Source organism: Amycolatopsis sp. FDAARGOS 1241, assembly GCF_016889705.1.
Taxonomy (GTDB): domain Bacteria; phylum Actinomycetota; class Actinomycetes; order Mycobacteriales; family Pseudonocardiaceae; genus Amycolatopsis.
Genome location: NZ_CP069526.1, coordinates 5,200,641 through 5,222,480 on the forward strand (window position 1 = coordinate 5,200,641; position 21,840 = coordinate 5,222,480).

Below are 21,840 nucleotides of genomic sequence, written 5' to 3' on the forward strand. Positions count from 1 at the left end.
CGGTGAACGGATTCAGGCGAGTCGCCAGCGGACGGTCGCGACGCCGCCGGCTTCGAGGAACTCCGCTCGGACGCGGTCCCCGACCCGCGGCGGCTTCTCGCCGTCGACCAGCCGGCCGACGAGGTACGGGCCTTCGTCCAGCTGCACCATCGCCACGGTGTAGGGCACCTGGTCCTTCAGCGAGGCGGAAAACGCACGGTGGTAGACCACGAAGCTCCAGATCGTCCCGGTCGGCGAGACCTCGGCCCAGGTCGTGTCGCGGCCCCGGCACTCGGGGCACCCCGAAAGCGGCGGCCAGCGCAGAGCCTCGCAGGAGTCACACCGCTGCACGACCAGGCGGCCCTGCCCGGCCGCCCGGAAGAACGGCTCCACAAGGGGATGGTCGGCGGGGGACAGCGACTCACTCATGCGACTCTCCTCACCCGCGAAGCCGCGGCGTGCGATCGCTGGGGCACGGTCACGCGCCGACGCTCGCATTGGTCGACAGGATGGATGCGGCGGCTTTCACGAACCCGTGGCTGGACAGGTACATCGCGGTCTCCGGAGCTGCCAGCTGCCGCTCGCCCGCTTCACCCCGCAGCTGCCGGACCGCCTCGACGAGGTGCATCCAGCCCCACGTGTAGCTCTCGGAAAGCTGCCCGCCGTGGGTGTTCAACGGGAGACGGCCGCCGGGCAGGGTGTGCCCCTCCGCGAGGAACGGGCCGCCCTCGCCCATCCCGCAGAAACCGTAGTACTCCAGCATCTGCAGGGTCCAGACGGCGGTCGGGTCCTGGATGTAGAGCGCGTCGACGTCGTCCGGGCGCATCCCGGTGTTCGCCCAGATGTCGCGGGCGGCGTCCGCCAGCCACGGCCGCATCAGGTTTTCCGGGTTGTGCTCACCGCGGACCCCCGCGTGCTCCGCGATGCCCGATACGAAAACCGGCTTGGCGGGCAAGTCCGCCGCCCGCTCCGCCGTCGTGACGACGAACGCAACACCGCCGTCGGAGATCATCGTGACGTCGGAGCGGCGCAGCGGCTCGACCATGTACTGCTCGGCCAGGTAGTCCGCCATGCTCAGCGGCTTGCGGAAGATCGCGTTCGGGTTCTTGCGCGCCCACTCCCGCTGGCCGACCGCGAGTACGCCGAACTGCTCGTCCGTCGTGCCGTAGACGGCCTTGTGCCGCTGCAGCGCCAGCCCGGCCCGGCCGGCGATGTGGACGAGCCCGGCGGCGCTGGCCATGTCCGGGCCGTACATCGGCCGGCCGAAGTCGAACCGGCCGCTGCGGGCGTTGGCCCCGTAGGTGAGCAGCACCGTGCTGCAGAGCCCGGCGCCGATCGCCGCGACGGCCAGGTGCAGGGAGAAGTTGCACGTCCCGTAGTCCAGCGATTGCACGTAGGGCAGGTTGAGTCCGAGCAGTTGCCCGACGGTGACGTCGTTGCCGCCGCCCTGGACGGACTTGCAGGCGATCAGCCCGTCCAGGTCGGCGAACGTCAGGCCGGAGTCCTCGACCGCGTTGATCGCGGCGTCCACGGCGATCTCCTCGACCGACTGGCCCGGCAGCTCCCCCTGCGTGGTGTGCCCGAGACCGACGATCGCGATCTTGCCGGCGATGGGATTCGGCATGAACCCGTCAGACCTCGATCTTGTACAGCTTGGCCGCGTTGTCCTGAACGAGCTTGCGGACCACGGCGGGGTCGAGGCCCTTCAGCTTCTCCTCGGAGCGGGTCACCGGGTCCGGGTACAGGCTCGTAGGGTGCGGGAAGTCCGTCTCCCACAGCACGTTGTCCGCGCCGATGCGGTCCAGCAGCGCCAGCGGCCCGGCGTCCTCGAACCAGAACGTGCCGAAGACGCCCTTCTGGAACAGCTCCTTCGCCGGCGGCAGCGGCGGCGGCTCCACGCCCGGGAACTCCTCGCGGTACTCGTAGTCGATGCGCTCGAGGACGTAGGGGATCCAGCCGATGCCCGACTCGACCGACACCCAGTTCAAGTCGGGGTACTTCACGAGCACGTCGCTCGCGCAGAGGTTGGACACGAACCGCGAGTTCGACAGCTCGGTCTGGATCGAACGCACCGGCTTGCCCGCGCGCTCGGGCAGCGAAGGCCACGCGGCACCGCCCTGGCTGCCCTTCCAGTTCCGGGCTCCGATGTGGATGTTGATCGGCAGCTCGAGGTCCGAGAGCACCTCGTACAACGGGTACCAGTGCTCACTGCCCAGGTCCGGCAAGCCACCCAGGTGCGGTTCACCGGCCATCAGCACCCCCGTGAGCCCGATGTCCTTGGCGCGCTTGGCCTCGGCGATGGACTGCGGGATGTCCCAGAACGGCAGCATCGCCTGCGGCAGCAGCCGTTCGGACCCCTCGGCCTGCCAGTCGCGCATCGCGTCGTTGTAGATCTGGCAGATCACGTAGGACAGCTCGCGGTCCAGACCTTGCACCATGGCGGGAGCCGCGAAACCCATGATATTCGGGTACACGATCTGCGCGTAGATGCCCATCTCGTCGAGCAGCTCGACCCGCGGCTTGGCTTCGGTGGCGGCGGCGTGGACGTCTTCCTTGCGCCCGCCGATCTGGTTGCCGGCCAGTTCCATGTCGGCGCCGTAATAGGGGATCTTCTCGCCGTTCTTGCGGACGAACGCGATGCTGTTGTCCCGGCTCAGCTTCTGGTGACCGTCGACGAACCAGTAGCTGACGCCGTCGTCGTCCGCGTGGCACTGGGGAACGCGGTCCTTGTACTTCGCCGGGGCGCGCGATGTCCACGTGTCACCGGCTTCGGTGATGTGCGAGTCCGCATCGATCAGTTTCAAGCCCGCGAAGGGCCCGCTTTCACGCGGCGTATATGTCATCGGTGATTCGCCTTTCCGGTGCAGAGTGGCTCGATCGGCGACGCTACGCCCACGCGCGGCCGGGTGTCAACGGTGCCGTTGACACCCTCGCGAGCCGGCCGTATCTTCGGTTCCATGACTGATCAAGCGGCGCGGGAAGCCATAAGAGAGGTCACCCCAGACCTGTTCAAAGCCGCGATGGGTTCCGTGTGCACACCGGTGGCCGTCGTGACCGTGTTCGACGGAGAACGCCCGCACGGCACCACAGTGAGCGCGTTCTCTTCCCTCTCACTCACCCCGCCGATGGTGCTGGTCGCCCTCGACGAGAACTCCGACCTGCTCAAGGTGCTGCGCACCTCGTCCCGGTTCGGGGTCAACATCCTTTCGCACGACCAAGACGGCCTCGCAGGACGGTTCGCGACCAAGGGCGGCGACAAATTCGACGGCGTCGGGTGGACGACGCGGGCCGGTGCCCCGCACGTCCTGGAATCGGCCTGCTGGTTCTCCTGCGAGGTCGCCCAACTCGTACCGGGCGGCGATCACACGATCGTGCTGGGCAGCGTGCTGGAAACCGACTTCGTCGACCACGCCCCGCTGACCTACTACCGCCGTTCGTTCGGCACCCACGCCGCGCTGCACAGGTCCGCCTGATGAAGGTGGTCGTGGACGGCGCGGCGGGCACCGTCACCGCCGAGGACGTCGAAAACCTGCGAGAGCTGTCCGTCGCACTGCGGTCGGCCGACGCCGAACTGGCCGGACAGGTGCTGGGGCAGCGCGGACGCGTGGACGGCACGCACGTCTGGCTGGACATCGAAGTGCTCAAGGCCTTCGGCCCGGTGCCCCGCAACGAAAGCTGGACCGAGCGGTTCGCCGCCGCCATGGCCTACGCCGCCGGCAAGGGCTGGACGGACGAGACCGGCAGGTTGGTTCGCGCACACGTCGAGGAGAGCTCATCCTGATGGCCGCCGTCACGCACGCGCTCGCCGAGTTCGTCCACTCCGCACCGAGCCCGGCCGCATCGCCGCGCGCCGCCGAGGTGGTGCGCCACGCCGTGCTGGACCTCGCCGGGGTCGTGGTGGCCGGCGCCTCCGAAGCCGCCGGACGGCTCGCGCTCGACTACGCCCGTTCGCAGGGCGGCGCCGGTGCCGCAACGGTGTTCGGCGGACGGACGCGCCTCAGCCCCTCGCTCGCGGCACTTGTCAACGGCACCGCCGGGCACGCCTTGGACTACGACGACATCGGCCTGGGCGCCGGGCACATCAGCGTCGCGATCCTGCCCGCCCTCTGGGCCGTGGCCGAGCAGACGCGGGCCGACGGCGCCGCGTTCACCGACGCGGTGGTCGTGGCGTACGAGATCGCCCACCGGCTCACCACGATGTACTCGGACACCCGCCTCGGCCCGTACGCCGCCGGTTACCACAAACCGTCGGTGTACTCGAGCCTCGGCGCCGCCGCCGGGTGCGCGCGGCTGCTGGACCTCTCCCCCGGCGCCGTCGCGCACGCACTCGGAATCGCCGCGTCGCAATCGGGCGGGCTCCGCGCCAATTTCGGGACCATGACCAAGCCGCTGCACGCGGGAATCGCGGGCCGCACCGGCGTCGAAGCCGCGCTGCTGGCGAGTTCGGGCTTCACGGCGAGCTCCGAGATCCTCGAGCAGCGCTTCGGCTGGCACGACGTGATCTGCCGCGCCGAGGGCGACCTCGACGTCGTGCTCGACGCGCTGGACTCGGTCGGTGTGTCCACCCCGTACGCGGTCGAGGAGGGCATGACGTTCAAGGCCTACCCGTGCTGCGGCGCCAACCACTACGCGATCGACGGGGTCCGCAACGTCCTGCGCGACACCGGACTGGGCGAATCGGACGTCGCGTCGCTGGACGTCTGGATCGAGCGCCGCAACCTCGAGGACGTGCTCGTCTACCCCTGGGCTCGCACCCCGCTGGAGGGTAAGTTCTCACTCGCCTACACCGTCACGGCGGCTCTGGTCGACGGCGCGGTCACGGTGGAGACCTTCACCGACGAGGCCCTCGCGCGGCTGGCTCCGCACCGCGGCCGCGTCGCCGTGCACCCCGCGACCGACCTGCCGCAGAACGGTGCGCGGATCAAGCTCGTGACCACCGCGGGGCGAACAGTCGAACACGAACAACTGACGCTGCGCGGCAGCGTCGCCGACCCGATGTCCTGGGACGAACTCGCGGCCAAGTTCCACGCCAACACGCGCGGGACTCTGTCCGGCGAAGCCGCGTCCGGTGCCGTCGCCCTAATTGCCGCGTTGCCGGACCAACCGGATCTCACGCAGATCGGCGCGCTCCTGCTCGGCTGACGCCGCGAATCCGCGGGGTGCCGTACTGGGTGGTGTGCGACGCCGGAGGTGTTCGCGTGGCGTGTGGAATTCGGCGTTCTCGCACCTCTGTTAGGCTGTCGGTTGCATATTGAATCCCAATTGGTGTCCAGCACAGGCAGTCCCGACGGAGGTAGCGTCACATGCCGAAGAGTGGGATCGACGCCCGCCGCCAAGCCGCCCTCAAGGAGGGCAGCGCCGCGTACCTCGCGCGGCGGGAAGAGATCATCCGCGCCGCGGCGGACGTGTTCCGGCAGCAGGGGTACGAGGGCGCCACACTGCTGGACGTCGCGAAGAGCCTGGGCACCGACCGAGCCTCCCTGTACTACTACATCGGCAGCAAAGAGGAGCTCCTCCAGGAGATCGTGCGCAATGCGATCCAGAACGTCCTCGAGGCGGCCGAGACGATCAAGCGGAGCCGGGCCGGCGCGCCGGAGAAGATCAAGGCGCTCATCACGTCGATGGTCGACAACTACGTCGAGAACTACCCGTACATGAGCATCTACACCCAGGACCTGGGGCGGATCGCGCGGCAGGAAAGCGACTGGGCCACCGACGTCATCGATCGCACGCGGCGCTACGAAGCCGTCGTGCGCGCCGTACTGGCCAAGGGCCAGAAGGACGGTACCGTGCGCAGCGACGTGCCGGTCGACCTGATCGCCCTGTCCCTGTTCGGCATGATCAACTGGATGCACCGCTGGCACCGCCCCGACTTCAAGTTCAGCGCCGATCAGATCGCCGACTCGTTCACCAAGATCTACCTCGAAGGCTCGGCGACCGACCTCGGCGTCGAGGCCATCGGAGGCAGGTCGAAGTCGGCGTGAGCCGGCGCCGCGCGACCCGCCCCGGGACCGCGCGGCATCCGCCCGACCGGCGTCAGCCCGCCCCGCCGCGCAAGGTGTACACCAGCCGGCGCAGCACCGACTTCACGGGCCGAGCCCGGACGTCGACGACCATGGCACCCGACCGGCGCCACCGCGCGATGTCCCGTTCGAGGCGAACTCCGTGGTGCACCACGGTTCGCGCCTCGATCGCGAACTCCCGGCACACGAGTTCCGCCCGCTCGGCGAGGGTGTTCCGGTGCTCGCGCAACACTTCCCACAGGGTTTCCGGGGCCGTGGTGCCTTCGTCCGCGTGCACGAGGGACCACCACGGCGGCGGAAGCTCGATCAGCACCACGAGCCCCTGGCGGGCCGCCGGAGCACCGAGTCCGGCGCACACACCGGACAACCGTGACCACGAGTTCTCACAATCGTCGACCACGACGCAGGTCGTCCGGTGCGCTCGTTCCGCGCGGTCGGCAGGGATCACTTGAGCTTCCACAACTTCATGAACTGGTCGGCGTAGTCCACGGGCACGTCGTAGGAATCCCGCGCCTTGCCGATGTTGTTCTTCGTCAGCAGGATCGGTGCCGCGCTGTGGTCGCCTTCCGGAACGGGCAGGCCCATCGCGAACCGGATCGCCTCGTCGACATCCTGCCACCCACCCATGAGGAACGGGCTGTCGACCGTCGCGAGCTGCGTTCCGTTGAGGACGTTCGCCTGGTCGACGGAGTTGCCCTTCCCGCCGAGGATCTTGAACTTCCCGTCGAGGTTCGCACCCCGCAACGCCTGCGGCAGCTGGCTGATGAACTGGCTGTTCACCGAGACGATGTACTTGATGTCCGGCTGGGTCTTGACCTTCGAGACGATCGCCGCGTTGAGCTGACCGGCCTGCAGCTGTGAGAGCGTCACGTTGAGCACGGACGTGCTGCAGCCGGGGCAGAGCCGGCTCACTTCGGCGCCGAAGGTGTCGACGACCGGTTTGTAGACCGGGTAGTCGGGCACCGTCACCATCAACGCCTTGCCGTGGGCACCGTTGTCGTCCGCGACGTAGGCGGCGGCGAGGAGCTGCCCGAGCGCCGCTTCGTCCTTTTCGAACGCACGACCGGGGATGACGGCGTCGCCGGTCGGTGCCGTCGGCAGCGACGAGGGGATGATCGCCACCCCCGCCGCCTTGAACTGCGGCTGGACGGTCTTCCACAGCTCCTGCGGCAGACCGGTGAACGACACGGCGACGGGGTGGTACTGCAGCGCGGTGCGCATCGCCGTGACCAGGGTCGCGGGATCCGACTGCTTCCAGTTGAGCGTCTTGACGTCCCACCCGATCGCGGCCGCCGCGGCGCGAACCCCGTTTCCCTGCAACGGACACGTGGCCTGGTCACACTGCAGGAACACGAACGTCCTGCCGGACGGCGGTTTCGCCGGCAACGGCTCCGTGACCGGGATCGTGGCCGGGAACTTCTGCGCTTTCTCGACGATTTCCTTGGCTTCGGCCAGCCCCGCCCTCGCCGCCGCGGCGTCGACGGGTCCGCCACCACCGCCGGCTCCCGACTCCGCCGCCGAAGTGCAGCTGGTGACGAACAAGGCGAAAACCAGTCCTGCGGCGGCACCCAGCCATCGTTTGTTCCGCATTCAGTGCGCTCCTCGGTTCGGATGAGCCGCGGCCGGGCGGCCACGATTCGAGTCGACGCCGGGTGGTCGTCACCCGGCGCGGGTCTGCTCCACGTCCCGCTCCATCTGCGCCACGAGTTCGTCGACGCCCGCGAACCGAACCATCCCGCGCAGCAGGCGGTGGAACTCGAGGCCGATCCGGCGGCCGTAGAGGTCCTGGTTCCAGTCCAGGACGTGTGCTTCGACGCGCCGCTGCCGGACGTCGAACGTCGGGTTCGTCCCGACGGAGATCGCGGCCACGCCCAGCGGCACGGACTCGTCGGTCTGCCCCCACTCGTCCAGAAACACCGCCCGGCCCGCGTACACCCCATCCGCCGGCACCGCGGCGAACCGGTCGAAGGACAGGTTGGCGGTGGGGAAGCCGAGGGTGCGGCCGCGGTGGTCGCCGTGTTCGACGACGCCGTCGACGCGGTGGGGCCGCCCGAGCGCGGCCCCGGCCAGTGCGACGTCGCCCGCTTCGACGCACGAACGCAGGAAGGTCGAGCTGATCACCCGCGAACCGCTCAGCGCGTCGTCGACTCCCACGAGATCGACGGTCGTCGTGGTGAACCCGAACCTGTTCGCGAGCTCGGCCAGCCCGGCCACCGAGCCGGACGCACGGTGCCCGAACCGGAAGTTCGATCCGACGACCACCTCGGCGGCGTGCAGCCGCTCGACGAGCACCTGCCGCACGAAGTCGGCGGGACCGAGCTGCGCGATGCCGGGATCGAACGGCACGACCCGGAAGTGGTCGATGCCCAGTTCGGCCGCGAGCTCGGCGCGGCGGGCGATCGTCGTGAGCACGGCGGGGTGCGCACCGGGACGAGTGAGTTCCACCGGGTGCGGGTCGAAGGTGAGCAGGACGCTGGCGAGCCCGAGCCGCCGGGCCGAGGCGACGGTCCGCGCGATGATCTCGGTGTGTCCACGGTGGACACCGTCGAACGTGCCGATGGTGACGACACTGCGGCCCAGCTGCGGCAGGTCTGCGCGCAGCTCGGGTTTGAGCTCGGAACCGGGGCGGGCGCGACGGGGGCGAGCCGGCACGTCCCGCCAGTCGACATCGGGCACGCCGCCGCGGGCGAGGCCCCGGCTCACGAACCCGTCGTAGCGCTGCGACTCGGACTCCGCCGCCCGCCGCGCGATGGCCAGCAGCTCGGGCAGCGGCGGGCCGGACAGCTCGTGGACGAGCCGCCGGGTGGCGGCGATGGCGTCGGCGTCACCGAGCAGGACGTCGGCGACCTTCCCCTCGACCGCGGCGTCGAGCGCCGCCCGGTCGACGACCCCGGTGACCAGGTGCATCCGGGCGGCTTCCGCCGCGCCGAACCGCCGCCCCGTGAGCAGCAGGTCCAGCCCTGCCGCCTTGCCGATGCGGCCCAGGCACGCCGCGGCGGCCGGCCCGGCGACCAGGCCGAAGCGCACCTCCGGCAAGCCGAAGACGGCGTCGGTGGTGGCGATGCTGATGTCCGCCGCGGCGGCGATGGCCAGGCCCGCACCGAACGCAGCGCCGTTGACCCGGGCCACGATAGGCACCCGGGACTCGTGGATCCGGGTGAGGATCGAGCCGAGCAGGGCGGTGGTTCGCTCGACCGTGGCCGGATCGCCGAGTTCGGCGCGGTCGGCACCCGAGGAGAACACCGTCCGGGCTCCGGTGAACACGATCAGCCGCACCGACGGGTCGTCGGCCAGCGTGGCCAACACCCGGTCGATGTCTGCCAAGAGCGCCAAGCTCAGCGCGTTGCGGGTCGGGGCGTCGTCGATCGTGTAGGTGACCACGCCCCGACCGTCCCGCGCGAGGCCGGACGATCCGTGCCCGCCCACGTGCCTCAGACCCACGTGCCGTCGGCGGCCTTGGTGGAAAAGCGCGGGAAGATCTTCTCCGCGAAGGTGTGCAGCTGCTCTTCGTTCTCCTCCGGGTCGAGGTGGCCCTGGCCGAACTGCAGCCACATCTCGGTGAACCCGAGCTTCTCCTGAGCGTGCTCGATCTGCCGGGAGACCTCGTCCACGTCGCCGATCAGGCAGTTGGCGTAGCCCTGGCCGAACGGCAGGAAGAAGGTGTTCCAGTACCAGTCGTGCTCGGCCTTGATGTCGGCCAGGCGCGACTTGTCGTCGCCGAGCATCAGGACCCCGCCCCACGCCGCCGCGTCCTCGCGCTTGACGTCGCGTCCGGCCTCCTCGGCCGTCTTCAGGTAGCGGGCCCAGAGCGCTTCGCAGAAGTCCATCTGGTTGGCCATGACGATCGGCTTGCCGCCCTCGCGGGCCCACATGTCGATGGTCCGCATGCTGTGCGCGAACGCGCCGTACAGCGGCGGGTGCGGGTCCTGGTAGCACCGCGGCGCGATGCCGATCTCGTGGACCATGCCGTCGGCGCCCATGCCCTTGCCGAACTTCTCGTACGCCGGGTGTCCGGTCAGGCCGCTCTCCGGCGGGAACTGCCAGTACTTGCCGTCGTGGCTGAAGGTTTCACTGGTCCACGCCTTCTTCACGATCTTCACGCACTCTTCGAAGATCTCTCGGTTCATCGTGTCCACGTCGTTGCGGCTCTTGGCCAGCTCCGGCGTGGTCGCGTTGGCGCCGCGCACCGTGGCGTACGAACCGACCCAGCGGCTCTGGTAACCCCGGGTGAAACCGACCTGGAGCCGGCCCTTCAGCATGTGGTCGAGCGTGGCGATTTCCTCGGCCGCGCGGACTGGATTGTGCGTCGTCAGCACGTAGCCGAGCGTCGAAACCTTCATCCGCTTCGAGTGCAACCCGACGAACAGGCTGAACATGCCGGGGTGGTTCGTGATCTCGAACCCCTCGATCTGCAGGTGGTGCTCGTTGTGGCCGTAGCTGGCGTAGCCCAGCTCGTCGGCGAGAGCGACGTAGCCGCGGATCTCTTCGAGGAACCGTTGGTACAGCTCCTTGTTCTGACCCGCCATGCCTTGCTCGATCTCGTGCCTCCGGCCGACCATGCCTGGCTGGATCAGGTGGAACTTCATCGACTGCCTCCGTAGCAACAAATCCCTGGTGCGACGGCAGCAGCATGACCCAGGCTTCAGCCATCTGTCAACACACATGTTGAGAACCGGTGTTCAGGCGCCGGGCCGGTTTCCACACGAACGTTGACTGTCACGGTGACGGGCGCGTACATTCCTGCCGTGTTCACCTTGCCCAGCGGTGTCGTCGACGCCTGGATCAACCCCAACATCTTCCCGCCGGACCCGGCGAAGGACGTGGGGTACCTCTTCCCCGACCTGGCGCAGCGGTTGGCGCGCGGAACCTCGCTCGACGAGCTCGTCGGCGAAATGGACGCCGCCGGCGTCGCCAAGGCGGTGCTGTGCTCGGGGTATTCCGGCGACGGCGACCGCGAGTGGAACACCGCCGCCCGGGACAGGTTCCCCGATCGGTTCGCGCTCTCGCACGTCGTCGACCCGCGCGAGGGCATGAAGTCCGTCCGCCTGGTCGAAGACCTGGCCCGCGACGGACACGTGCTCATCCGCATGCTCGGCCTGCAGACCCGGTTGTACTACAACGACGCCGCGCTCTACCCGGTTTACGCCAAGTGCGTCGAACTGAGCCTCCCGGTCGGCCTCAACGTGGGCTTCCCCGGCCCCCAGGTGCCCAGCAAGTACCAGGACCCGCTGCCGATCGACGACGTCGCCGAGTTCTTCCCCGAACTGAGGATCGTGTTGCAGCACGGTGGCGAGCCGTGGGTCGACACGTGCGTCAAGCTGATGGTGAAGTGGCCGAACATCTCCTACATGACCTCGGCGATCGCCCCGAAGCACGTCCCCCGGCAGATCATCGACTACGCGAACACGCGCGGCGCCGACCGGGTGATGTGGGCCAGCGACTACCCGCTGCTCACCCACGAGCGGTGCATGCGGGAGGCCCGCGCGCTGCCGTTTCGCTCCCAAGAGCACTTCGACAAGTTCCTCGCCCACAACGCGCAGCGGCTCTTCTTCGGGTCGTGATCTTGCGCTCGGCCCGGCCGGGCGGCACCTTCGGTCCGAAGTGGTCACTGCCGCGGGTGCTACGCTGAGGCCTGTCAACGCACGCGTTCAAAGAGGTGGAAATGGCCAGCAGCGGCATCGACGCACGCCGGAAGGCCGCGTTCGAGGAGGGCAACGAGAGCTACGTCAGCCGGCGTGAGGAGATCATCCGCAGCGCCGCGCACGTGTTCCGGGAGCGCGGCTACGAATCGGCCACCCTCCGGGACGTTGCCGCCGCCCTCGGCACCGACCGCGCTTCGTTGTACTACTACGTCGGCAGCAAGGAAGAACTGCTGCAGGAGATCGTGCGCGCCGCCATCGGCCGGGACATCGCGGCCGCCGAGGCGGTCGTGCGCAGCCGGGTCACGACTCCCGAGAAGGTCCGCGGCCTGATCAGGGCGATGGTCACCTCCTACGCCGACAACTACCCCCACATGAACGTCTACATGGAGGACCTGGGCCGGATCGCCCGCCAGGACAGCGAGTGGTCGGTCGGCATCATCGAGCACCTGCGCACGTACGAATCGCTGGTGCACACGATCCTCGCCCAAGGCCACCGCGACGGAACCCTGCGAAACGACCTGTCCGTCGAACTTTGCGCGCTCGCCCTCTTCGGCATGGTCAACTGGATGCACCGCTGGTACCGCCCCGCGAGCAAGTGGAACACCGAAGAGATCGCGGAGACGTTCACTGAGATCTACCTGGGCGGGTACGGCGTCCACGCCGTACCCGGCCAAGGCAACCACCGCACGGTTTCTCCGTAGGACAGCGCGAAACCACCCCGAGAAAGCGAGGGCACCCCGTGCACGTGTTGGACTCGTTCCGGTTGGACGGACGCGTCGTGGTCGTCACGGGCGCGACTTCGGGCCTGGGGGTCGGGTTCGCCACGGCGATCGCCGAAGCCGGTGCGGCGGTCGTGCTGGCCGGTCGCCGTGCCGACCGGCTCGGCGAGGTCGCGGCCGAGCTGGCCGGCCAGGGCGCCGCCGTCGCCGCGAAACCCACCGACGTCGCCGACGAGGAGCAGTGCGCCGCTCTCGTCGCGTACGCGGTGGAGCGGTTCGGGCGGGTGGACGGGCTGGTCAACAACGCCGGCGTCGGCGAGGCCGTGCCCGCGAGCAGAACGACTCCCGAACATTTCCGCGGAGTCATCGACGTCAACCTCAACGGTGTTTTCTGGATGGCCCAGGCCTGTGCGAAGGTCATGCGCCCCGGTTCGGCCATCGTGAACGTCTCGAGCGTGCTCGGTCTCATCGCCCCGCGGTTCCCCCAGGCCGCCTACGCCGCGAGCAAGGCCGGTGTCATCGGGCTGACGCGGGACCTGGCTTCGCAGTGGTCGGCGCGCAAGGGCATCCGGGTGAACGCGTTGTGCCCGGGGTACTTCCTCACCGAGATGACCGAGTCGGGAGCGGACGCGCTGGAGACGAACGTCGTCGCCAACAGCATGCTGGCCCGCTTCGGCGAGCAAGCCGAACTCGACCCGGCCGTCGTCTACCTGCTCAGTCCCGCGTCGTCCTACACCACCGGAACCACCCTGGTCGTCGACGGCGGCATGGCCGCGCTGTGACGTCAGCGGCCGGTGTAGCGCGGCGTCCGCTTGCCCAGGTAGGAATCGATGGCCTCGCGGTAGTCATCGGTCATCGCCGTGAGCACCTGCTGCCGGTTCTCGAACTCGACGACGTCGTGCAGTGAGGCCGTTTGCAGCGCCACCGAGAGCCCGGCCTTGGTCAGCTCGGTCTGCAGCGGCGGGTTCTGCTTGATCCGGTCGGCGATCGCCAGGGCCTGGGCGGTCAGCCGATCAGCCGGCACGACGTCGGTGACGAAACCCATCGACAGTGCCTCGTCCGCGTCGAAGCGGCGGGCGGTGTACAGGAGTTCCTGCGCCCGGCCGGCGCCCACGATGCGGGGCAACAGCCACGAGACGCCGAGATCGCACGCGCTCACCCCCGCGCGCAGGAAGGCCGCGGAGAACACCGTCCCTTCAACCGCGATGCGGATGTCGCACGCCGCCGCGTACGACATGCCGCCGCCCGCGCACGGGCCGTTGATCGCCGCGATGACCGGGATCTTCAAGTCGTGCAGCCGGGTCACCGTGGTGCTGATCTCGGTCTGGCGGGCGAGCAGACCGCGGGTCACCCCCAGCTCCTCGAGCCGGGTCTCGTCGCCGTAGCCGTTGAGGTCGAAGCCGGCGCAGAAAGCGCGGCCGGCGCCGGTCAGGACCGCAACCCGGGCCTCACCGTCGTGCTCGACCCGGTCCAGCACGGCCAGGAGCTCATCGGCCAGTTCCCAGGTCAGCGCGTTGAGCGCGGCTGGGCGGTTGAAGGTGATCTGCAGGACGCCTTCGTCGATCGTCGTCAGTTCGACGGCGCTCATGGGCACACTCCTCGGCGGATTCTGGTGACGTCGTGGGTGAAGCGGTCCCGAAACGACCCGGGGATGGGCACTCAGCCACGCCGAACCGCGGCGCGGGGCGCAGGTGCGCCGATGGTGGGCGCGGTGGTGCGGAACACGGTGCCGCCCTCCGGATTCGGGTGGTCCTCGTTGTCGCCGGTGAGCACGTACAGCTCGGCCAGGCCGGTACCGCCGAACGCCAGCGTGGTCGTGAGCGCGTGCGGGGAGGCGAGCTCGGCGATCTTCTCCCCCGCCGGCGACCACCCGACGACACAGCCGGCGCCGGCCATCGCGACCCACACCGAGCCGTCGGCGGCGACCGCGAGACCATCCGGGACCGCGTCGTACTCGGACGTGTCGACGAACAACTCCCGCGAAGCGGCGATGTCCGCCGCGGCGTCGGCGAGGGCGAACTGCCACACGAGGCACCGGCCGGAGTCCACCGAGTACAGCACGGTGTCGGACGGATCGGCGTGGACGCCGTTGGCGATCCGCAGGTCTTCGGTGAGCACGGAAACGGTGCCGTCGAGGTCGATCAGGTAGAAGCGGCCGGCATCCCGGACTTCGGTCCGGGGCATGGATCCGCAGAAGATCCGGCCGCGCGCGTCCGCGCCGAGGTCGTTGAAGAAGAACTCGTCCTCGCGCGGCTCCAGGAGCACGACCGTCGCGTCGCCCGACTTGTGCGCGACGTTGCGGCCGCTGATCACGAACCCGCCGTCGACGTGCGCGACCAGCCCGCCGATCGCTTTGCGGTGGGCGATCACCGTCTCGGGTTCGGTGCTCCCCGGTGCGAAGCGGTAGACGCCGCCGCGGGTCATGTCCGAGAACACCAGCCCGTGCTCGGGGTACCAGCGGGCGGCCTCCGTGAGCCCGTAGCCGCCCCGCAGCGCGACGAATCGGTTCGAGCCGGTCACTACAACCCCCTCTCCGCTGCGGCCTCGCGCAGCTGCTCACGGTGTTCGGGTGCGGCGATCGCGATCATCCGCGCGGCCCGCTCGCCCGCGGAGGCCCCGCGTAGCTCGGCGACGCCGTGCTCCGTGGTGATCACGTCGACGTCGGTCGCCAGCGCGGTGACGGTCTCGACGCGGGGCACGATCCGGCTGGAACCCGCGCGCGTCGAGGCAGGCAGCGCCACGACGGAGCGGCCGCCGGGCGCGCGCACGGACGAGCGCAGGAAATCCACGCCGCCGCCGGTCGCCCCGACGTACCGCCCGCCGGCGGTCTCGCTGTTGACCTGCCCGAACAAGTCGACCTCGAGCGCGGAGTTCACGCACACGAAGTTCGACAGCGCCTGGATCCGTGCGGGGTCATGCGTCTGTCCGATCGAGACGATCCGCAGGTTCTTCTCCTCGGCCGCGAGCGCCAGCGCGCGGTGCGATCCGAGAATCGAGCCGGCCACGGCCAGCCCCGTGTCCACGCCCTTGGCCCGGCCGGTGATCACGCCGTCGCGCATCATCTCGAGCATCGTGTCGCCGACCATGCCCGAGTGGACGCCGAGGTCACGGCGGCCGGCCACGGCCTGCAGGACGGCCTCGCTCAACTTGCCGATGCCGATCTGCAGACAGCTCCCGTCGCGGACGTACCGCGCCACGTTGGCGGCGATCACCCGCTCAAGGCCGGACGGGTCGGTGCGGCGGTACTCCGGCAGCGAACGGTGCGTGCGGATCGCGTACGACACCTGGTCGAGGTGCACCCGGGTGTCGCCGGGCACCACCGGGACGTTGTCGTTGATCTCGGCGAGCACGACCCTCGCCGAAGATACGGCGTGCCACGCGTAGTCGGAGGTGACGCCCAGGCTGCACCACCCGTCGGCATCGGGCGGGCTGAGCAGCACCAGTGCGACGTCGACCTTCACCGGCCCTTCGGACAACAGCCAGGGCAGCTGAGACATGTGCGCGGGCACGAGCCGCATCCGCCCGGTCTCGATCAGCTGGGTGTTCGCCGCCATGCCGACCGTCGACACCAGGCCGATCCCGGCCGGGACTCGGGTCAGCACGTCGGTGACGCTCATGCCCACGAACAACCTCGCTCCGGGCAGCGCGCCGGCGTGCCGCAGCACCTCGTCCACGAGCACCGTGGGCTCGCCGAGCACCTGCTCGACGGCGATCGTGTCACCGGGACGCACGTGCGTCAGGATCTCGGGAACGCTCATCGCCACCGAGTTTCGCAACGGCACCGACGGTTGTCAACACTCGTGTTGGATGTCTACAATTCCAGGATGTTCCGGTTCGAGGACATTCCATCTTGGACAACGCCGGTGGTCCTCGCCGAGGTGGCCGCCGCGCATCCCGACCGCACTTTCGTCACCTCCGAGGACGGTGAACTGACCTACGGGGAGACGGCCGGACTGGTCGCGGCCGTCGCCGCCGGCTTCACCGAACGCGGGCTCGCACCGGGTGATCGCGTCGGTGTCCTGCTGACCAACGGGATCCGCTGGTGCGCTTGCGCTCTCGCGGCGCACGCCGCCGGACTGACCGTCGTGCCACTCAACACGTGGTACCACGCCGACGAACTCTCCGCCGTGGCCGAGCGGGCGAACCTGCGCGCGCTCATCACCCAGGACCGGCTCTTCGGCCAGGACGGCCGGGAGCTCGTGGCGAACGTCGCCGCGGCGGGAACGCCGATCCTCACCTGGAACCGCGGCGCGGCCATGCCGGACGGGATCCCCGAGGTGACCGTGGCCGATCCGCTCGCCGCGCTCCGGGCCGCACCCACCGGCGAATCCGCCGACGCCCTTGTGCTGTTCACCAGCGGCAGCACGGCCACGCCGAAGGCCGTGCGCCTCACCCAGGCCGGCGTCGTGCGGACCGCGCACGCCATCGGCGAGCGGCAAGGCGTCACCGGGACCGACCGGCTTTGGTTCGGCTCACCCCTGTTCTTCGTGTACGGCTGCTCCAACGCCCTGCCGAACGCACTCACCCACGCCGCCACCCTGTGCGTGCAGGAGAAGTTCGACGCGGCGGGCGCACTGGCCTTCATCGAACGGCACCGGTGCACGGGCTATTACGGCATCGGCCCGATCACGCGGGCATTGGCCGCCCACCCCGATCTCGCCGTCCGCGACATCAGCTCTCTGCGCCTCGGCACCGCCAACGCCACGCCCGAAGACCTCCGCCTGGCGATCGAGGTCCTCGGCGTCCGCGACGTCTGCAACGCCTACGGCCTCACCGAAGGCCACGGCCACACCACGATCACCCACCACACCGACCCGCCCGAGGTCCGGACGCTCAGCCAGGGCACCGCGCTGCCGACGCAGGAGCTGCGCATCGTCGTCGACGGAACACCCGTGGGGACGGGTGAGCCCGGCGAGATCCAGATTCGCGGCCTGATCTCCCCCGGTTACCTGGACGACGGCGACCGCACCGCGCAGGGGTTCACCCCGGACGGCTGGTTCCGCACCGGTGACCTGGGCGCGCTCGACGCCGACGGCCGGCTCACCTACCTCGGCCGGAGCCACGAGCTCATGAAGGTCAACGGCATCAACGTTTCGCCGCTCGAGGTCGAACGCGTTCTCGTCGAGCACGAAGAGGTCGAGCAGGCGTTCGTCTTCGGGCTGCCCACTCCCGAGGGCGACGAGACCGTGGGCTGCGTGCTCGTGAGCGCCGTCGCGCACGACGAACTGGCCGACCGGGTCCGGACCTGGCTGCGCGGGCGGATCGCCGGCTACAAGGTTCCGGGCACCATGAGGGTGGTGACGGCCGCTCAGCTGCCCCTGACCGCCACCGGGAAGGTGTCGAAGCGGTCGATGCGGGAGCAGCTGAGCGGCTCGGTCACTTGAGGAGCTTGCGGTTGACCTTGCCGGTCGGGGTCATCGGCAACGCGTCCTTGAACTCGACGACACGCGGCTTCTTGTACGAAGCCAGGTTCTCGCCGACGTAGCGGCCGACCTCGTCCTCGGTGAGCGAGGAACCGGGCGCGCGGACGACGAACGCCTTCACGACCTCACCCCACTCCTCGTCCGGCGCGCCGATCACGGCGGCCTCCGTGATCTCCGGGTGGTCACCGAGGCACCGCTCGACCTCGCTGGGGAAGATGTTCTCGCCACCGGAGATGATCATGCTTTTCAGCCGGTCGACGATGTAGCAGAAGCCTTCTTCGTCCCAGGTCACGCCGTCACCGGTGTGGATCCAGCCGCCGCGCACCAGGCCCGCGGTCTCCTCAGGCTTGTTCCAGTAGCCGATCATGTTGTTGGGGCCGCGGTGGCAGAGTTCACCCATGGTCTTGCCGTCGCGCGGAACGGGCCGGCCGGTCTCCAGGTCGAGCACGGCCAGGGTGGACAGCAGCGCGGAGTCGCCGCACGAGCGGAACAGCTCGGGTTTCTCCCCCGACAGCGCCCGGCGGTGCGCGTCGGGCCCCAGGTAGGTTCCGGGCCCGAACTCGGTCATCCCCCACGTCTGCATGAGGTCGGCCTTGAACAGCTCACCGGCCTTGCGGATGGTGTCGGCGCCCATGGGCGCGCCGCCGTACTCGAGGATCCGGACGGTGGTCGGCGGGTTGCCGTCCTTCTCCGCCTCGGCCACGAGCCGCGGCAGCATCGCGCCGATCGCCATGAAGGCGCTGACCCTCTCCTGGCGGATCAGCTCGAGCATCCCGTCGGACTGGAAGTTCGCCACCACCACGGGCCGCCCGCGCAGCAGGTATGCGAACGCCATGTACCCGACCACGTGGAAGAGCTGCCCCAGCATCAGGTAGGTGTCGTCCTCGGCGACCCGGGTGGCGGCCAGGTAGTCGATGGTGCACGCGCCGTAGCTGTACTGCGAGTGCACGGCGCTCTTCGGGATGCCGCTCGTCCCCCCGGTCGAGATCGCGAGGTACGGTTCGAACAGCAGCGACTTCGAGTCCGGCAGGCGCCGCCGCACCTCGGCGATCCGCGGTTGCACCCGCACCAGCAGCTCTTCGTACGCGCTGTCCTTCCCCGTGGACCACTCGACCCAGACCGTGTCCACCCGGGTCCGGATCTCGGCGACGACGTCCGCGAACTCCGCCTCGTAGAAGACCACGTCCGGCGCCGCGTCGAGCAGCGCTTCGGCGACCTGCGTGGCCGAAAACCGCCAGTTGAGCGGGAAGAGCATCGCCCCGACGCGCGCGGTCGCGATGTACAGCTCGACGAGTTCGATCGAGTTGCGCGACAACGCCGCGATGCGGCCGCCCCGCCCGACCCCGAGTTCGTCGAAGAGCGCACCGGCGAGCCGGTCGGTCCGATCGGCGAGCGCGCCGTACGTGCGCGTGACGCCCGAAACCGGGTCGATCAGCGCCGGCTGCGTCGTGTTTCGCGCCGCGAACATCTCCGGCATGTTTGCGATGTTGAACATCGAGCTACACCCTTCGCCCCGTGCGGATTCCTACGCTTGGCCGAACGCCGGCAGCACTTCCTCACCGAAGAGGCGCAAGGCGTCCATCGTGTGCTCGTGCGGCATATCCTTGTACTGGACGAAAAGCAGCAGCCGGTCGACGCCCATCTCCTCGTACTTCTTCGCCAGCTGGATGCACCGGTCCGGGTCGCCGACGAGGATCATCTCCTTGCGCTCCAGGTGGTCGTAGGTGAACTTGTCGTAGTCCACCCCGACGAAGCGCTCGTAGTAGTCGTACGAGCTGCCTTCCTTGATCTCCGGTAGCAGCGAGCAGAGCAGCTCGATCTGGTCGTGCTGGTACTGCATCACACCCTTTTCGGCCCGCTCCCGCGCCAGCTCGTTCGTCTCCGCGCAGTGCGCCATCGTGAAAACGGCGGTCTGGTTGTTGACGAACTTGCCGATCGGGTCGGCGGTCTTGATCCGCTCGCGGTACTTGGCGATGCGGTGGGCGACCTCCCGGAAGTCCAAGGCGAGGGTGAAGGACAGCAGGCCCAGGCCCAGCGCGCCGGCCACCTCGTGGGATTCGGGGCTGGTGCAGGACATCCACAACGGCGGGTGCGGGTCCTGCAGCGGCTTGGGCACCATCGGCCGCGGCACCTGCTTGAAGTACTTGCCCTCGTGCTCCACGGTGTGGTTGGTCCATGCCTTGATGATGAGGTCGAGGGACTCGCGCCACATCTCGCGGGTCTGGGCCGGGTCGATCCCGAACCCGCCGAGCTCGGCCGCGGTGGCCGACCGGCCGCTGCCGAACTCGAGTCGGCCCTGCGAAAGCAGGTCGAGCGTCGCGGCCTGCTCGGCCGCCCGGATCGGGTGGTTGTACGGGTAAGGCAGCAGGCGCACGCCGTGGCCGATGCGCATCGTCGTGGTGTTCGCCGCCGCCCAGCTCAGCAGGACCTCGGGCGCGGACGCGTGGGAGAACGACTCGAGGAAGTGGTGCTCGACGGACCAGATCGACTTGAAGCCGACCGACTCGGCGAACTTGATCTGTTCCTGCATCTGCAAGAACGACGCCGATTCATCGGCCCGCGAGATCCCCTGGGGCATCTGCCATTCGTAGAGGAGTCCGAATTCCACGTAGATCTCCATTGTTCACTGTGAAGCGACGCGTATCACCGCGGGCCAAGGACCACCACAGACTGCCCGCCCGATCATCCTCTGTCAACCCTCGTGTTGACCCGAGACGGGATGGCGCATCCTCGGGCAAGATCGTCGAAATACAAGGGATAACGCGTGATCCCCGACTCAGCCGCCCACCCGCGACAGCCGGAACCCTTGACAGCCGTTGAGTTATCTAACGATCGTTAAGGCGATGTGGACACCGACGCCCACGTCCGGGAAGGAATGAACCATGACGAACGCGGTGATCGTCGACGCGGTGCGCACCCCGTCGGGCAAAGGAAAACCGGGTGGCCGGCTGTCCGGCGTGCACCCCGCCGACTTGCTGTCCGCGGTCCTGCTGGCGTTGGTCGAACGCACCGGACTGGACCCCGTCCTGATCGACGACGTGCTCGCGGGCTGCGTGGGGCAGGCCGGCGAGCAGTCCCTGAACATCGCGCGCAACGCGGTGCTGGGTGCCGGGCTGCCCGAATCCGTTCCGGCCACCACGATCGACCGGCAGTGCGGGTCGAGCCAGCAGGCCGCGCACTTCGCCGCCCAAGGCGTGATCGCCGGCGCCTACGACATCGTCATCGCCTGCGGTGTCGAGTCGATGAGCCGGGTGCCGATGGGCACCGCGACGCTGGGCGCGGACGCGTTCGGCCCCGGCGTGGCCGCGCGCTATCCCGAGGGGCTGGTCGGCCAGGGCGTTTCCGCGGAGCTCATCGCCGAGCGGTGGAAGCTGGACCGCGCCGCGCTGGACGAGTTCTCCGCCCGTTCGCACGCGCGCGCCGCGGCGACGGCGGCCGCGGGTGGGTTCGACAACGAGATCGTGCCGATCGGTACCGCCGACACGGACGAGACCATCAGGGCCGCCACCGACGTGGCCGGGCTCGCCGGGCTGCAACCGGCCTTCCTGAATGCCGCAACGAGTGGCCGGTTCCCCGACTTCGAGTGGAAGATCACGCCGGGCAACTCGTCTCCGCTGACCGACGGCGCGTCGGCCGTGCTCATCATGAGCGAGGACGCGGCCGCCGCCCTGAACCTGCGTCCGCGCGCCCGCTTCCACAGTTTCGCGGTCACCGGCAGTGACCCGCTGCTCATGCTCACCGGCATCATCCCCGCCACCCGGAAGGTGCTCGACCGAGCCAGTCTGGCGCTGGACGAAATCGACGCCTACGAGGTCAACGAAGCGTTCGCCCCCGTTCCCTTGGCCTGGCAGTACGAGTTCGGCGCCGACCCCGACCGGCTGAACCCGCGAGGCGGCGCGATCGCGCTCGGCCACCCGCTCGGCGCCTCCGGGACCCGCTTGCTGACCACCCTCGTCAACCACCTCGAAGCGACCGGCGGCCGGTACGGCCTGCAGACCATGTGCGAGGGCGGCGGCATGGCCAACGCCACGATCATCGAGCGCATCTAGGGGAC

21 protein-coding genes are annotated in these 21,840 nt (G+C 69.3%); 9 read left to right on the top strand and 12 right to left on the bottom strand.

All coding sequences use genetic code 11. The annotated features are described in order from the left end of the window. Positions 1–12: 12 nt before the first annotated feature. The 3 genes from I6J71_RS25550 to I6J71_RS25560 are packed head-to-tail and all read right to left on the bottom strand — an operon-like array spanning position 13 to position 2,783. Positions 13–408, bottom strand: coding sequence for a Zn-ribbon domain-containing OB-fold protein (locus tag I6J71_RS25550; protein ID WP_204089169.1), 396 nt, complete (start codon positions 406–408; stop codon positions 13–15). A 49-nt stretch (positions 409–457) separates the two neighbouring features. Then, complete coding sequence (locus tag I6J71_RS25555; RefSeq protein ID WP_204089170.1) at positions 458–1,603, bottom strand: hypothetical protein; 1,146 nt, start codon at positions 1,601–1,603, stop codon at positions 458–460. Positions 1,604–1,610: 7 nt separating this feature from the next. Continuing rightward, positions 1,611–2,783 carry an amidohydrolase family protein gene (locus I6J71_RS25560; RefSeq protein WP_204089171.1) on the bottom strand — a complete coding sequence of 391 codons (1,173 nt, stop codon included), beginning with the start codon at positions 2,781–2,783 and terminating at the stop codon, positions 1,611–1,613. Positions 2,784–2,936: 153 nt separating this feature from the next. Between I6J71_RS25560 and I6J71_RS25565 the strand changes: the two genes are divergently transcribed. The 4 genes from I6J71_RS25565 (at position 2,937) to I6J71_RS25580 (ending at position 5,963) form a co-directional block, all read left to right on the top strand. Continuing rightward, positions 2,937–3,452, top strand: a complete 516-nt coding sequence (locus I6J71_RS25565; RefSeq protein WP_204089172.1) for a flavin reductase family protein — start codon at positions 2,937–2,939, stop codon at positions 3,450–3,452. Beyond that, a complete protein-coding gene (locus I6J71_RS25570) occupies positions 3,452–3,760 on the top strand; it encodes a hypothetical protein (RefSeq protein ID WP_204089173.1) in 309 nt (102 codons plus the stop codon). Before I6J71_RS25565 ends, I6J71_RS25570 begins: the two co-directional genes overlap by 1 nt. Continuing rightward, positions 3,760–5,121, top strand: a complete 1,362-nt coding sequence (locus I6J71_RS25575; RefSeq protein ID WP_204089174.1) for an MmgE/PrpD family protein — start codon at positions 3,760–3,762, stop codon at positions 5,119–5,121. The genes I6J71_RS25570 and I6J71_RS25575 overlap by 1 nt, the downstream gene beginning before the upstream one ends. A gap of 161 nt (positions 5,122–5,282) precedes the next feature. Next, complete coding sequence (locus tag I6J71_RS25580) at positions 5,283–5,963, top strand: TetR/AcrR family transcriptional regulator (protein WP_204089175.1); 681 nt, start codon at positions 5,283–5,285, stop codon at positions 5,961–5,963. Between the two features lie 52 nt (positions 5,964–6,015). On the opposite strand, the gene I6J71_RS25585 is transcribed toward I6J71_RS25580, so the two are convergent. From I6J71_RS25585 to I6J71_RS25600, 4 genes are all read right to left on the bottom strand, one after another. Further along, positions 6,016–6,402 (bottom strand): hypothetical protein, encoded by a 387-nt coding sequence (locus I6J71_RS25585; protein WP_204089176.1) that lies wholly within the window; start codon positions 6,400–6,402, stop codon positions 6,016–6,018. Between the two features lie 44 nt (positions 6,403–6,446). Then, positions 6,447–7,592, bottom strand: a complete 1,146-nt coding sequence (locus I6J71_RS25590; protein WP_204089177.1) for a substrate-binding domain-containing protein — start codon at positions 7,590–7,592, stop codon at positions 6,447–6,449. 69 nt (positions 7,593–7,661) lie between these two features. Beyond that, the gene (locus tag I6J71_RS51085; RefSeq protein WP_204089178.1) at positions 7,662–9,383 is read right to left on the bottom strand and encodes a bifunctional riboflavin kinase/FAD synthetase; all 1,722 of its coding nucleotides are present in this window, start codon (positions 9,381–9,383) and stop codon (positions 7,662–7,664) included. Between the two features lie 50 nt (positions 9,384–9,433). Continuing rightward, the gene (locus I6J71_RS25600) at positions 9,434–10,588 is read right to left on the bottom strand and encodes an LLM class flavin-dependent oxidoreductase (RefSeq protein WP_204089179.1); all 1,155 of its coding nucleotides are present in this window, start codon (positions 10,586–10,588) and stop codon (positions 9,434–9,436) included. 159 nt (positions 10,589–10,747) lie between these two features. Between I6J71_RS25600 and I6J71_RS25605 the strand changes: the two genes are divergently transcribed. The 3 genes from I6J71_RS25605 to I6J71_RS25615 all read left to right on the top strand — a co-directional run bounded on the left by I6J71_RS25605 (position 10,748) and on the right by I6J71_RS25615 (position 13,145). Next, positions 10,748–11,563, top strand: a complete 816-nt coding sequence (locus I6J71_RS25605; protein ID WP_204089180.1) for an amidohydrolase family protein — start codon at positions 10,748–10,750, stop codon at positions 11,561–11,563. Positions 11,564–11,664: 101 nt separating this feature from the next. After that, positions 11,665–12,345 carry a TetR/AcrR family transcriptional regulator gene (locus I6J71_RS25610; RefSeq protein ID WP_204089181.1) on the top strand — a complete coding sequence of 227 codons (681 nt, stop codon included), beginning with the start codon at positions 11,665–11,667 and terminating at the stop codon, positions 12,343–12,345. 38 nt (positions 12,346–12,383) lie between these two features. Then, entirely contained in the window at positions 12,384–13,145 is a 762-nt protein-coding gene (locus tag I6J71_RS25615) for an SDR family NAD(P)-dependent oxidoreductase (protein WP_204089182.1), read from the top strand. Between the two features lie 2 nt (positions 13,146–13,147). On the opposite strand, the gene I6J71_RS25620 is transcribed toward I6J71_RS25615, so the two are convergent. The 3 genes from I6J71_RS25620 to I6J71_RS25630 form a co-directional block, all read right to left on the bottom strand. Continuing rightward, positions 13,148–13,951 (bottom strand): enoyl-CoA hydratase/isomerase family protein, encoded by an 804-nt coding sequence (locus I6J71_RS25620; RefSeq protein ID WP_204089183.1) that lies wholly within the window; start codon positions 13,949–13,951, stop codon positions 13,148–13,150. Between the two features lie 71 nt (positions 13,952–14,022). Then, positions 14,023–14,883, bottom strand: a complete 861-nt coding sequence (locus I6J71_RS25625) for an SMP-30/gluconolactonase/LRE family protein (RefSeq protein WP_204089184.1) — start codon at positions 14,881–14,883, stop codon at positions 14,023–14,025. After that, positions 14,883–16,121: an acetyl-CoA hydrolase/transferase family protein gene (locus I6J71_RS25630; RefSeq protein WP_204089185.1), complete on the bottom strand. Its 1,239-nt coding sequence runs from the start codon at positions 16,119–16,121 to the stop codon at positions 14,883–14,885. Before I6J71_RS25630 ends, I6J71_RS25625 begins: the two co-directional genes overlap by 1 nt. A gap of 66 nt (positions 16,122–16,187) precedes the next feature. On the opposite strand from I6J71_RS25630, the gene I6J71_RS25635 reads away from it, so the two are divergent. Beyond that, positions 16,188–17,747, top strand: coding sequence for a class I adenylate-forming enzyme family protein (locus tag I6J71_RS25635; protein ID WP_204089186.1), 1,560 nt, complete (start codon positions 16,188–16,190; stop codon positions 17,745–17,747). Here the strand turns inward: I6J71_RS25635 and I6J71_RS25640 are convergent. Next, on the bottom strand, positions 17,740–19,281 hold the full coding sequence (locus I6J71_RS25640; protein ID WP_204089187.1) for a class I adenylate-forming enzyme family protein: 1,542 nt from the start codon (positions 19,279–19,281) through the stop codon (positions 17,740–17,742). The two genes, I6J71_RS25635 and I6J71_RS25640, sit on opposite strands and share 8 nt — an antisense overlap. Positions 19,282–19,311: 30 nt before the next feature. Further along, positions 19,312–20,394, bottom strand: coding sequence for an LLM class flavin-dependent oxidoreductase (locus I6J71_RS25645; protein WP_204089188.1), 1,083 nt, complete (start codon positions 20,392–20,394; stop codon positions 19,312–19,314). A 274-nt stretch (positions 20,395–20,668) separates the two neighbouring features. Between I6J71_RS25645 and I6J71_RS25650 the strand changes: the two genes are divergently transcribed. Beyond that, positions 20,669–21,835: an acetyl-CoA C-acyltransferase gene (locus tag I6J71_RS25650; protein WP_204089189.1), complete on the top strand. Its 1,167-nt coding sequence runs from the start codon at positions 20,669–20,671 to the stop codon at positions 21,833–21,835. The last annotated feature ends 5 nt before the right edge of the window (positions 21,836–21,840 follow it).

Excerpts from the sequence above, each read along its gene's own strand:
- I6J71_RS25635 (WP_204089186.1), top strand. The coding sequence starts at position 16,188 with ATGTTCCGGTTCGAGGACATTCCATCTTGGACAACGCCGGTGGTCCTC.
- I6J71_RS25640 (WP_204089187.1), bottom strand. The coding sequence starts at position 19,281 with ATGTTCAACATCGCAAACATGCCGGAGATGTTCGCGGCGCGAAACACG.
- I6J71_RS25575 (WP_204089174.1), top strand. The coding sequence starts at position 3,760 with ATGGCCGCCGTCACGCACGCGCTCGCCGAGTTCGTCCACTCCGCACCG.
- I6J71_RS25630 (WP_204089185.1), bottom strand. The coding sequence starts at position 16,121 with ATGAGCGTTCCCGAGATCCTGACGCACGTGCGTCCCGGTGACACGATC.
- I6J71_RS25565 (WP_204089172.1), top strand. The coding sequence starts at position 2,937 with ATGACTGATCAAGCGGCGCGGGAAGCCATAAGAGAGGTCACCCCAGAC.
- I6J71_RS25555 (WP_204089170.1), bottom strand. The coding sequence starts at position 1,603 with ATGCCGAATCCCATCGCCGGCAAGATCGCGATCGTCGGTCTCGGGCAC.
- I6J71_RS25650 (WP_204089189.1), top strand. The coding sequence starts at position 20,669 with ATGACGAACGCGGTGATCGTCGACGCGGTGCGCACCCCGTCGGGCAAA.
- I6J71_RS25590 (WP_204089177.1), bottom strand. The coding sequence starts at position 7,592 with ATGCGGAACAAACGATGGCTGGGTGCCGCCGCAGGACTGGTTTTCGCC.
- I6J71_RS25610 (WP_204089181.1), top strand. The coding sequence starts at position 11,665 with ATGGCCAGCAGCGGCATCGACGCACGCCGGAAGGCCGCGTTCGAGGAG.
- I6J71_RS25620 (WP_204089183.1), bottom strand. The coding sequence starts at position 13,951 with ATGAGCGCCGTCGAACTGACGACGATCGACGAAGGCGTCCTGCAGATC.
- I6J71_RS25550 (WP_204089169.1), bottom strand. The coding sequence starts at position 408 with ATGAGTGAGTCGCTGTCCCCCGCCGACCATCCCCTTGTGGAGCCGTTC.
- I6J71_RS25580 (WP_204089175.1), top strand. The coding sequence starts at position 5,283 with ATGCCGAAGAGTGGGATCGACGCCCGCCGCCAAGCCGCCCTCAAGGAG.
- I6J71_RS25600 (WP_204089179.1), bottom strand. The coding sequence starts at position 10,588 with ATGAAGTTCCACCTGATCCAGCCAGGCATGGTCGGCCGGAGGCACGAG.
- I6J71_RS25570 (WP_204089173.1), top strand. The coding sequence starts at position 3,452 with ATGAAGGTGGTCGTGGACGGCGCGGCGGGCACCGTCACCGCCGAGGAC.